Raw genomic sequence first — 10279 nt, 5'->3', positions numbered from 1 at the left:
GTGCTCGAGAAGAGCTTAGGCGCCCCGACCATCACCAAGGACGGCGTCTCCGTCGCCAAGGAAATCGAACTGGCTGACAAGTTCGAGAACATGGGCGCGCAGATGGTGAAGGAAGTCGCGTCGCGTACCAACGACGACGCCGGCGACGGCACCACCACCGCCACCGTGCTGGCCCAGGCCCTGATCCGCGAAGGCGCCAAGGCTGTTGCTGCCGGCATGAACCCGATGGACCTCAAGCGCGGTATCGACAAGGCCGTGATCGCCGCCGTCGCCGAGCTGAAGAACATCTCCAAGCCGACCGCCGACGACAAGGCCATTGCCCAGGTCGGTACGATCTCGGCCAACTCGGACGAGTCGATCGGCAACATCATCGCCGAAGCGATGCGCCGCGTGACCAAGGAAGGCGTCATCACCGTTGAAGAAGGCTCGGGCCTGGACAACGAGCTGGACGTCGTCGAAGGCATGCAGTTCGACCGCGGCTACCTGTCGCCGTACTTCATCAACAACCAGCAGTCGCAGACCGCTGACCTGGACGATCCGTACGTGCTGCTGCACGACAAGAAGATCTCCAACGTGCGCGACCTGCTGCCCGTGCTGGAAGGCGTCGCCAAGGCCGGCAAGCCGCTGCTGATCATCGCCGAAGACATCGAAGGCGAAGCGCTGGCCACCCTGGTGGTCAACACCATCCGTGGCATCGTCAAGGTCGTGGCCGTCAAGGCACCGGGCTTCGGCGACCGTCGCAAGGCGATGCTGGAAGACATGGCCGTGCTGACCGGCGGTACCGTGATCTCCGAGGAAATTGGTCTGTCGCTGGAAAAGGCGACGATCAAGGACCTGGGCCGCGCCAAGAAGGTGCAGGTCTCCAAGGAAAACACCACGATCATCGATGGCGCCGGCGAGAAGGCCAACATCGAAGCGCGCGTGACCCAGATCAAGACCCAGATCGAAGACACCTCGTCGGATTACGACCGCGAAAAGCTGCAGGAACGCGTGGCCAAGCTGGCCGGCGGCGTGGCCGTGATCAAGGTCGGCGCCTCGACCGAAATCGAAATGAAGGAAAAGAAGGATCGCGTCGACGACGCCCTGAACGCCACCCGTCCAGCCGTTGAAGAAGGCGTGGTCCCGGTCGGCGGCGTCGCCCTGGTCCGTGCGGTCACCGCGCTGGCTGGCCTGAAGGGTGCCAACGAAGACCAGAACCACGGCATCCAGATCGCCCTGCGCGCGATGGAAGCCCCGCTGCGTGAAATCGTCGCCAACGCCGGCGAAGAGCCGTCCGTGATCGTCAACAAGGTCAAGGAAGGCACCGGCAGCTACGGCTACAACGCTGCCACCGGCGAATTCGGCGACATGCTGGAGTTCGGCATCCTGGACCCGACCAAGGTGACCCGTTCGGCGCTGCAGAACGCCGCCTCGATCGCCGGCCTGATGATCACCACCGAAGCGATGGTTGCCGAAGCCCCGAAGAAGGATGACGGCGCTGGCGCAGCTGGCGGCGGCATGGGTGGCATGGGCGGCATGGGCGGTATGGACTTCTGATGCAACGGCCAGCCGCTGGCTGGCCCGCATCGGTCCGATAGGTGCCGACCCCCGGTCGGCACGTATCCGCCACGAAACAGGAAAAACCCCGCCGCAAGGCGGGGTTTTTTTTTGCGCGCGGGGCGGCGTTCAGCGCGCGCTCGCCGGCGCCTCGACTTCCTCCTGCAGCCAACCCAGGAACGCGGCGATGGCCGGGTTCTCCTCGGCCCCGGGCAGGGTGACCGCGTAGTACGCAAACCGCGTGGGCCACGGCTGGTCCAGCGCGATCGCCAGCCGCCCGCTGGCTACGTCGGCCTGCACGTACAGGTCGCGCACCAGCGCGATGCCCTGGCCCGCTTCAGCGGCACGGATCAGCAGCACATCATCATCGAAGGCCGGCCCGCGCGTGATGCGTGGGTCCGGCGGGAGCCCCAGCGCGCTGAACCAGAGCGACCAGTCGCTGCGGTCCGAGTCCTGCAGCAGCGGGTACTGCAGGCAGTCCACTGCCGCGCGGATCGGTGGCCCGGCGGCGAGCAGGGTCGGGCACGCCACCGGCAGCAGCACCGGGGCCGCCAGGTGTCGCGAGACCAACCCGGGATACTCGCCAAGGCCGTGACGGATCGCAATGTCGATGCGGTCGCGACGCAGGTCCACCAGGGTCGAGGAGGCTTCCACCCGCACTTCGATGTCCGGATGCCGTTCGGTGAAGCGCCCCAGTCGCGGCACCAGCCACGACGCAGCGAAACCGGGCACCGTGCTGATGGTCAGTGTCTGCCGCGCATGGATGGCCTCCAGCGCGGCCATGCTGTCCTGGATCTGATCGAACGCCCGCAGCAGCGCCGGATGTACCTGCGCGCCGGCCGGGGTCAACGCGACTCCCTGGCGCGTGCGCGTGAACAGCGCCACGCCGGTGCGCGCCTGCAGCAGCTTGAGCTGCTGGCTGATGGCACCGGGGGTGACGCCCATGACGGCGGCGGCCGCCTTGAGGCTGCCATGACGGCCGGTTTCGACGAAGGCGCGCAGCGCCAGCAACGGAAGTACAGCGCCCATGACGTTAGATTTTCTCTCTTTTGTGGGCAGGATAAATCGTTCTACAGCAGGCATTGGGCTGCGTAGCATCGCGATCATGTTGAAACGCGGGAAGTTAGTCCAGCTGCGTTTCCCGGCACGCCGCCGCCCCCGTCCATTGCCCCACAGGAGACCGCCGTGTCCCCCGCTTCGCTGCACCTGTACACCGACAGTTCGCCCAACGGCTTCAAGATCACCATCGCGCTGGAAGAACTCGGCATTCCCTACACGCTGCACCACGTGCGCATTGCCGAGGGCGAGCATCGCCATCCCGACTACCTGGCACTGCATCCACACGGCCGCATCCCCGTGCTGGTGGACGAGGCGGCCGGCATCACCGTGTTCGAGTCCGCCGCCATCCTGTTGTACCTGGCCGAGCAGAGCGGACGCCTGCTGCCGCCCACGCCCGCCGCGCGCTGGGCGGCCATCACCTGGCTGATGTTCCAGTCCGCCAGCGTCGGGCCGATCCTTGGCCAGCGCGTGCACTTCGAGATGTTCGACGCGCAGCCCAACGCCGCTGCCATCGCGCGCTACCGCAACCTGAGCGCGGCCTTCTTCGCGACGCTGGATCAACGCCTTGCGGGCAATGTCTGGCTGGCCGGCGAGACGTACTCCATCGCCGATATCGCCGGCTACGGCTGGACCCACATCGCGCGGATCATCGACATGGATTTCAGTGCCTACCCGCACCTGAGCGCGTGGCATGACCGCATGTCGCAGCGGCCGGCGGTGCAGCGTGGCGTACAGCGTCCCGAACCGGCAACCGGCCCTTGATCCAGGAGTTCCAACGATGACGCTGTTGACCGATATCGCCGCGATGCCGGCGCCACTGACCGGCGCCTCCGCCCCTGCGTTCGTCCACCACGCCGGCTACCAGCGCATGTTCCGCGAGGGCGCCCTCACCCTCGGCATCTTCCTGCCGCTGCGCGTCTACCAGGGCGACATGCAGGTGCTGGCCGGGCAGGCGGATCTGGTGCGCCAACTGGACCGCGATGGTTTCGCCGCGACCTGGGTGCGCGACGTGCCGCTGTTCGATCCGCTGTTCGGCGACGCCGGGCAGGTGTTCGATCTCTTCACCTATCTCGCCTTCCTTGCCGCGCGTACCGAGCGGCTGGCGTTGGCCACGGGCAGCGCGATTTTCACGCTGCGGCACCCGATCGACCTGGCCAAGGCGGCGGCCACCCTCGACCAGCTGTCCGGCGGGCGCCTGGTGCTGGGTATCGCCTCCGGGGATCGACCGGTCGAGTTCCCCGCGTATGGGCTGGATCACGCCACGCGCGGCGAGCGCTTCGCCGCGTCGGTCGCCTACGTACGCCAGTTGATGCAGTCCGGCCCGCTGCAGATCGACTCGCCGCTGGGCGTGCTGCAGGGCGTGGAACTGCTGCCCAAACCGGTGGCCGGCGCGATTCCGCTGCTGGTGACCGGTACCTCCCGGCAGACGCTCGACTGGGTGGGGCAGCACGCCGATGGCTGGCTCACCTATCCCGATGCGACCCACCATGCCGGTGGGCCGCAGCGTCTGGCGGAGAAGATCCGGGCGTGGCGCCGTCTCATTCCCGACGGTGGTTTCCGGCCGCATGTCACCAATGAATGGCTGGATCTGGTGGAGGACCCGAACCATCCACGCACCCCGCTCAATGGCGGCTACACGCTGCGGACCGGCCGCAACGGGCTGATCGAGCTGCTCGGCGAGTGGCAACGGGCCGGCGTCAACCACGCCGCGCTCGGCATCCAGTTCTCGCAGCGGCCCGCCGCAGAGGTGCTGCAGGAGCTGGCCGAGTACGTGCTGCCGCTGTTCCCCTCGCATGACGGGCCACCCGCAGCGCCCGTGCGCTGGTAACACGCAGGCCCCATCGCCAGCCCTCAGCCGGCGGTGGGGCGCTGCAGGCAGATGCGCGCCGCACCGGCGGTGATGTCCACCTGGCTGTCGAGCATCGCGTCGGCACCCAGGATCAACGCCGGCCGATCCTCCAGTCCAATCGCCTTGAACACCGGCAGCGCGCTGATCCGTACCTCGAAGGCCGGATGCTGCCACGCGCCACTGCGCAGCGCGGGCAGGGTGTACAGCCAGCTTGGCTGAGGTTGCCCGCCCAGCCCCTCGGTGCCTTTCTCGCGAGGGACCACCCGCGGATCACTGCCATCAGTGCGCAGCCCCAGGGCCTGCGCGGCGGCGGCGTTGAGCACGGTCTGCGCGGCCCCGGTATCCACCACTGCAATCGCCTCGATGCCGGCGTCGCCCAGGCGGGTGGTGATGAAGCCGAAGCCCTCCAGACCCCGACGTCGTTCCGGCATCGCATTGGTCTGGCAATGGGGCCCCCCGGCGAGCTGGCCGGCCGTCCACAACTGCAGTTCCTTCGCGGCAAAATCCCAGCGGGTATCCCAGCGCCGCGTGAGGTCGTTGCCGAGAATGCCGTCAACGGTGACCGCCTTTTCCGGCGCGGACAGGCGTGACAGGTCCGAGTGCATGCCCACGATCTTCAGCGTCATGCTGCCGATCGCCCAGTCGGCCTGCCGCATGCGGTTCGCCGTGGCGCTGCTGGCGGACGCGCCGCGGATCTGCCCGGTGGTCGGGTTGCCGACGTCTTCCAGGCCATAGCGGCGGGCGATCCGGCTGTCGAGCAGGGTGGCTCCTGCGGCGCTGTCCACCACGAACCGCAGCGGCTCTGCGCGTCCATCCAGGCGCACGGCGATGGCAGGGTGCATCGCCTGCATCCACATCGGCAGCACATGTTCCGGTGCTGTCGCGGCGGGGGCGATCGGGGCGGTGGGGACGGCCGCGGCCGTGGCGGCAAACAGCGGGAGCAGGGCAGGGTGCATGGGAAATCGCCGTGGAAAGGAGGCGTCATTGACCCGCATTGCCGTATCGCGGGAATGTCCGCGTTGATACCGTGCCGATACAGAGCTGCCCGATACTGCACGCATGAACGCAACCGCCGACATCATCGTGGTCGACGATGACACCAGCATCCGCGACGCCCTTGCCGAGTGCCTGGAAGGGCATGGATTCCGCGTGCGCGTGGCCGCCGATGCGCAGGCGCTGGACCGGTTGCTGGCGGTCCAGCGCCCCGACGCGATCATCCTGGACTGGATGATGCCGGGTGAGGATGGCCTGTCGGTCTGCCGACGGCTGCAGGCCCGTGCCATCCCGATCCTGATGCTGTCGGCGATGGGGGCCACGCCGGACCGCGTCATCGGTCTGGAAATGGGGGCCGACGATTATCTGGCCAAACCCTTCGATCCGCGCGAGCTGATCGCGCGCGTGCGCGCGCTGCTGCGCCGGCAGGACAAACTGCGGGGGCAGGCCGTGGTCGAGCTGCGCTTTGCCGGCTGGCGCCTGCTGCCGGAGCAGCGTCGTCTGTGGGCGCCCGATGGCGCCGAAGTGCTGCTGAGCCGTGGCGAGTTCGCGTTGCTGCAGGCGCTGGCCGAGCGTCCCGGCCGCGTGCTCGATCGCGAGCGGCTGATGCAGCTCACCCGCGGCGACGCGCATGACAGCGTGGACCGCGTCGTGGATCTGGCCATCAGCCGGCTGCGTCGCAAGCTGGCGCAGGCGGCTGTCGGCGGCGAGGCGCTCGTCCACACGCTGCGGGGCGAAGGCTACCGGTTCGACGCCACCGTGGAGACGCTGTGACCCGGCGCTGGTCTACGGCTGCCTGGATCGCGATGCTGGCGGTGAGCAGCCTGCTGCTCGCCACTCTGGTGAGCCTGGTCGTGATCGGCTGGATGCCACGGCCCGCGCCACCGCAGATGCGGCTGGATCGTGCCGTGGAGGTGCTGCGCGGCGCACGCGCGCCAGGGCCGGAAGGGATGCGCGTGACCCTGCGCGAGGTGCCGCCTGGCGGGTATGCCAGTCCCTGGCTGACGCAGTTGGCCGCCCAGCAGCTGGGCCAGCCGGTTGAGCACGTCAGGCTGGTCTGGAAAGGGGCCGACAAAGCCCCGGACATCAAGGTGTTCGCCCGCGGTGCATCGGTCAGCGCAAGCGCCGACCCCGACGTGGTACGGACGCAGGGCGCGCTGCTGGCAGCGCTGCAGTGGCCGGCGTTCGAACTGGGCGTGCGCGGCGCCGACGGCCGTTGGCAGGTGCTGGGCAGCGACGTCAGCGACGTTGCCGCGTGGCGTCGGCAGGTGCTGCTGGCGTTGCTCGGCGGCACCTTGCTGCTGGCCCCGTTGGCGACCTGGGCCGCACGTCGGATCGGGCGTCCGCTGCGGCGGCTGGCCGATGCCAGCGCTGAGGTGACCCTGCACGCGATGACGCGGCTGCCCGATGATGGCCCGCGCGAGGTCCAGGTGCTGGCCAGTGCGATCAACGCCGGCCGCGAGCGCCTGCGCGACCAGGCGCAGGACATGACGCGCATGCTCGCCGCCGTGGCGCACGACCTGCGTACTCCCTTGACTGGCCTGCGCCTGCGCGCGGAATCCGCACCGCCTGCGCAGGCCGCGCGGATGGTGGCCGACATCGAGCGCATGAACGCCATGATCGAACAGGTGCTCGACTACGCCCGCGGCGAACTGGAGCCGGCCTCGATGCGGCCTGTGGAGATGGGCGCGCTGCTGGACGACTGCGTACAGTCCGCGCGCCTGCGGGGCGTGCAGATCCATGCCGATCTGCCCGTGCACCTGCCCTGGCACGGCGACGCGCTGCTCCTGCGGCGCGCGCTGGACAACCTGATCGACAACGCCGCGCGCTATGCCGGCGCGGTGGAGGTGGCCGTCCAGCGCACGGCGGAGGCGCTGTGGGTGGACGTTGCCGATCGTGGCCCGGGCATTCCCGAGGCGGAGAAGGCCCGGTTGCTGCAACCCTTCCAGCGCCATGAAACCTCGCGCAACCGCAGCACCGGCGGCACCGGCCTGGGCCTGGCGGTGGTGCAGGGCGCGGTGCGTCAGCACGGTGGCCAACTGCAGCTGGTGGACCGGCCGGGAGGCGGGTTGATCGTTCGTCTGTGCTTTCCGATATAGTTAGCCGCCGTATTACGTGATCCGTGCCCGCATGCTGGAACCAAAACACCACGCCTTTCTCAGCGAACTGCAGCGCCGTGGCCACGCCGAGCACGAGGGTCTGACCCAGTGCTTCCAACTGCTGTCGCTGTCCCGCGCGATCGACCAGGACTGCGCGCACCGCCTGGCCCCGCTGGGGCTGAGCGAAGGCCGCTTCGTGCTGCTGTTCCTGCTCCAGGGGGCCGAGCAGCCCCTGTCGCCACACCAGCTCGCCGAGCGCGCCGGCGTGACCCGCGCCACCATCACCGGGCTGCTCGACGGCCTGGCGCGGGATGCGCTGCTGGAGCGCCACCCCGATCCGGACGACAGGCGCCGGGTCAACGTGCGTCTCACCGCCGCGGGCGAGGCGCTCGCGGTGCAGCTGTTCGACCAGCACACGCAGTGGATCGGCGGCCTGTTCGCCGATCTCAGCGATCAGGAACGCAGCCTGCTCAGTGGCATGCTGTGCCGCATCTGGGCACGCACCGATGCGGGGAAGATCGCATGACGAAGAAGCCGCCGTTGTCACGCGAGCGCCGTGCCCAGCTGGATGCGGGCCGGGTCGAAGCGGCGCATCTGGCCGAGATCCTCTCGCTGGATTTCGCCCGCCTGCTTGCCGCTGTCGCCCCATCCCTGCCGGCCTCGGCCGTGGACAGCATGCGCAAGGCCGCCAACAGCGGCATCACCCTGCGCATGCAGGGCGCGGCGACGCTGCTGCGCGCGCATGCGCTCGGCGATCCGCAGCACTGGCAGCGCCATACCAGCGACACCGTGCGTGGCTGGGCCTGCTATCTGATCGGCAGCGACCCGCGCCTGACACTGGAGCACAAGCTCGATGCGATGCGCGCGCTGGCCGACGATCCGCATTTCGGCGTGCGCGAATGGGCGTGGCTCGCACTGCGCCCGCACATCGCCGCCGAGCCGCTGCGGGTGCTGGCGCATGTGCACGGCTGGACCGCCGATGCGTCCCCCAACGTGCGCCGTTTCGCCTGCGAAGCGCTGCGTCCGCGCGGGGTGTGGGCCGCGCACATCGCGTTGTTCAAGCAGGAACCGCAGCACGCGCAGCCGCTGCTGGAAGCGCTGTGCTGCGATGAATCGCGTTACGTGCAGGACTCGGTGGGCAACTGGTTGAACGACGCCGGCAAGAGCCAGCCGGCGTGGGTGCGATCGCTGTGCGCGGCTTGGGCCGAACGCCATGACGGCGCGGCCAATGCATACGTGCGCAAGCGCGCGCTGCGCCTGCTGGACAAGGCGGGGTAAGCCGCCGCGATGCGACCGCGTCCACGCCTGAACGCGGCGCGCCAGTTGCGTTTGAAACAGTTGGCAGCCCTGAAACCCTGTGTTATCACTAGTCCCCAATGAACGCACGCCCCGCCAATGCCTACTTTTGGTATTACTTTCCGAAGCCACCGGCGGAGGAAGGCATGCGCTCACCCTGAAGAAAGCTTCAGACGCATTCCCGAAAGCCGCCAGCGCACCTGGCGGCTTTTTTGTTGCCGCCGCGCTGGGGACCCCCACCTTCCAAGGAGTTTCCCCCATGCCCCCGCACACCGACGACCTGCGCATCCGCAAGATCGAACCGTTGACCCCGCCGGCCCAGCTGCTGGCGATGCTGCCCTGTGACGATGAAGCCTCCGACACGGTAAGCGCCTCGCGCGCCGCGCTGCACGAGATCCTGCATGGCCGCGACGACCGTCTGGCGGTGGTGATCGGCCCGTGCTCGATCCACGATCCGGTGGCCGCCATCGAGTACGCCCAGCGCCTCAAGCCGCTGCGCGATGCGTATGCCGATGCGCTGGAGATCGTCATGCGCGTGTACTTCGAGAAGCCGCGCACCACGGTGGGCTGGAAAGGCCTGATCAACGATCCCGACCTGGACGGCAGCTTCAACATCAACAAGGGCCTGCGCGTGGCGCGTGGCCTGCTGCGCGACATCAACAAGCTGGGCCTGCCGGCCGGCGTGGAGTTTCTGGACGTGATCTCGCCGCAGTACATCGCCGACCTGGTGGCCTGGGGCGCGATCGGTGCGCGGACCACCGAAAGCCAGGTGCACCGCGAGCTGGCGTCTGGGCTGTCGTGCCCGGTCGGGTTCAAGAACGGCACCGACGGCAACATCAAGATCGCCGCCGATGCGATCGGCGCGGCCTCCAACCCGCACCACTTCCTCTCGGTGACCAAGGAAGGCGGCACCGCCATTGTTGCCACCGCCGGCAACCCCGATTGCCATGTGATCCTGCGCGGCGGCAAGACCCCCAACTACGATGCCACCCATGTCGAGGCAACCAGCCAGACGCTGGCGAAGTCGCACCTGCCCGCGCGCATCATGATCGACGCCAGCCACGCCAACAGCAGCAAGAATCCGGAAAACCAGCCCAAGGTCATCGCCGACATCAACGCGCAGCTGGCCAATGGCGAAGAGCGCATCGTCGGTGTGATGGTCGAGAGCCACCTTGTGGCGGGCCGGCAGGATCTGGTCGAGGGCCAGCCGCTGGTCTACGGGCAGAGCATCACCGATGGCTGCATCGGCTGGGACAGCTCCCTGGCCGTGCTCGAGTCGCTGGCGCAGGCGGTCCGCGCCCGGCGTGCCGCGCGGGTCAGCGAAGCGGCCTGAAAGTGGGGCGACGCCGGCAACGGTGATCCCGCTGAAGCATGGCATCGCCGCATCGTCGCATCGTCCGACGACGATGCGACGGCGGTGGTGGCGCGTGTGTCACGGCAGAACGCC

The 10279-nt window shown here is 68.6% G+C and carries 10 protein-coding genes; 8 read left to right on the top strand and 2 right to left on the bottom strand.

The annotated features are described in order from the left end of the window. Positions 1 to 1536 (top strand): chaperonin GroEL (groL, locus tag ACPEH1_RS14835; RefSeq protein ID WP_423715989.1); only part of this gene is annotated, 1536 nt, incomplete at its 5' end. A gap of 129 nt (positions 1537 to 1665) precedes the next feature. On the opposite strand, the gene ACPEH1_RS14830 is transcribed toward groL, so the two are convergent. Beyond that, positions 1666 to 2565 carry a LysR substrate-binding domain-containing protein gene (locus ACPEH1_RS14830; protein WP_017356758.1) on the bottom strand — a complete coding sequence of 300 codons (900 nt, stop codon included), beginning with the start codon at positions 2563 to 2565 and terminating at the stop codon, positions 1666 to 1668. 156 nt (positions 2566 to 2721) lie between these two features. On the opposite strand from ACPEH1_RS14830, the gene ACPEH1_RS14825 reads away from it, so the two are divergent. Both ACPEH1_RS14825 and ACPEH1_RS14820 read left to right on the top strand, forming a co-directional pair. After that, a complete protein-coding gene (locus ACPEH1_RS14825) occupies positions 2722 to 3357 on the top strand; it encodes a glutathione S-transferase family protein (protein ID WP_136004512.1) in 636 nt (211 codons plus the stop codon). Positions 3358 to 3373: 16 nt separating this feature from the next. Beyond that, on the top strand, positions 3374 to 4423 hold the full coding sequence (locus ACPEH1_RS14820) for an LLM class oxidoreductase (protein WP_206147326.1): 1050 nt from the start codon (positions 3374 to 3376) through the stop codon (positions 4421 to 4423). A gap of 23 nt (positions 4424 to 4446) precedes the next feature. Here ACPEH1_RS14820 and ACPEH1_RS14815 read toward each other — a convergent pair whose 3' ends face one another. Continuing rightward, positions 4447 to 5400 (bottom strand): retropepsin-like aspartic protease, encoded by a 954-nt coding sequence (locus ACPEH1_RS14815; RefSeq protein ID WP_262071252.1) that lies wholly within the window; start codon positions 5398 to 5400, stop codon positions 4447 to 4449. Positions 5401 to 5503: 103 nt separating this feature from the next. On the opposite strand from ACPEH1_RS14815, the gene ACPEH1_RS14810 reads away from it, so the two are divergent. The 5 genes from ACPEH1_RS14810 (at position 5504) to aroG (ending at position 10165) form a co-directional block, all read left to right on the top strand. Further along, positions 5504 to 6211: a response regulator gene (locus tag ACPEH1_RS14810; protein ID WP_287252746.1), complete on the top strand. Its 708-nt coding sequence runs from the start codon at positions 5504 to 5506 to the stop codon at positions 6209 to 6211. Positions 6212 to 6243: 32 nt separating this feature from the next. Then, complete coding sequence (locus ACPEH1_RS14805) at positions 6244 to 7536, top strand: ATP-binding protein (protein WP_423715990.1); 1293 nt, start codon at positions 6244 to 6246, stop codon at positions 7534 to 7536. 31 nt (positions 7537 to 7567) lie between these two features. Then, complete coding sequence (locus tag ACPEH1_RS14800; protein WP_136004506.1) at positions 7568 to 8062, top strand: MarR family winged helix-turn-helix transcriptional regulator; 495 nt, start codon at positions 7568 to 7570, stop codon at positions 8060 to 8062. Then, complete coding sequence (locus ACPEH1_RS14795; RefSeq protein ID WP_017356751.1) at positions 8059 to 8814, top strand: DNA alkylation repair protein; 756 nt, start codon at positions 8059 to 8061, stop codon at positions 8812 to 8814. The genes ACPEH1_RS14800 and ACPEH1_RS14795 overlap by 4 nt, the downstream gene beginning before the upstream one ends. Positions 8815 to 9091: 277 nt before the next feature. Next, a complete protein-coding gene (aroG, locus tag ACPEH1_RS14790) occupies positions 9092 to 10165 on the top strand; it encodes a 3-deoxy-7-phosphoheptulonate synthase AroG (protein ID WP_153164840.1) in 1074 nt (357 codons plus the stop codon). Positions 10166 to 10279: the final 114 nt, after the last annotated feature.

Source organism: Stenotrophomonas sp. NPDC077421 (assembly GCF_049545505.1).
In the GTDB taxonomy this organism is placed as follows: domain Bacteria; phylum Pseudomonadota; class Gammaproteobacteria; order Xanthomonadales; family Xanthomonadaceae; genus Stenotrophomonas; species Stenotrophomonas nematodicola.
This window is presented reverse-complemented; position numbering and strand designations above follow the sequence as displayed.

What these genes read in the sequence shown, in the direction of transcription:
- ACPEH1_RS14815 (WP_262071252.1), bottom strand. Translation starts at nt 5,400, where the DNA reads ATGCACCCTGCCCTGCTCCCGCTGTTTGCCGCCACGGCCGCGGCCGTC.
- ACPEH1_RS14800 (WP_136004506.1), top strand. Translation starts at nt 7,568, where the DNA reads ATGCTGGAACCAAAACACCACGCCTTTCTCAGCGAACTGCAGCGCCGT.
- ACPEH1_RS14820 (WP_206147326.1), top strand. Translation starts at nt 3,374, where the DNA reads ATGACGCTGTTGACCGATATCGCCGCGATGCCGGCGCCACTGACCGGC.
- aroG (WP_153164840.1), top strand. Translation starts at nt 9,092, where the DNA reads ATGCCCCCGCACACCGACGACCTGCGCATCCGCAAGATCGAACCGTTG.
- ACPEH1_RS14830 (WP_017356758.1), bottom strand. Translation starts at nt 2,565, where the DNA reads ATGGGCGCTGTACTTCCGTTGCTGGCGCTGCGCGCCTTCGTCGAAACC.
- ACPEH1_RS14795 (WP_017356751.1), top strand. Translation starts at nt 8,059, where the DNA reads ATGACGAAGAAGCCGCCGTTGTCACGCGAGCGCCGTGCCCAGCTGGAT.
- ACPEH1_RS14810 (WP_287252746.1), top strand. Translation starts at nt 5,504, where the DNA reads ATGAACGCAACCGCCGACATCATCGTGGTCGACGATGACACCAGCATC.
- ACPEH1_RS14805 (WP_423715990.1), top strand. Translation starts at nt 6,244, where the DNA reads ATGCTGGCGGTGAGCAGCCTGCTGCTCGCCACTCTGGTGAGCCTGGTC.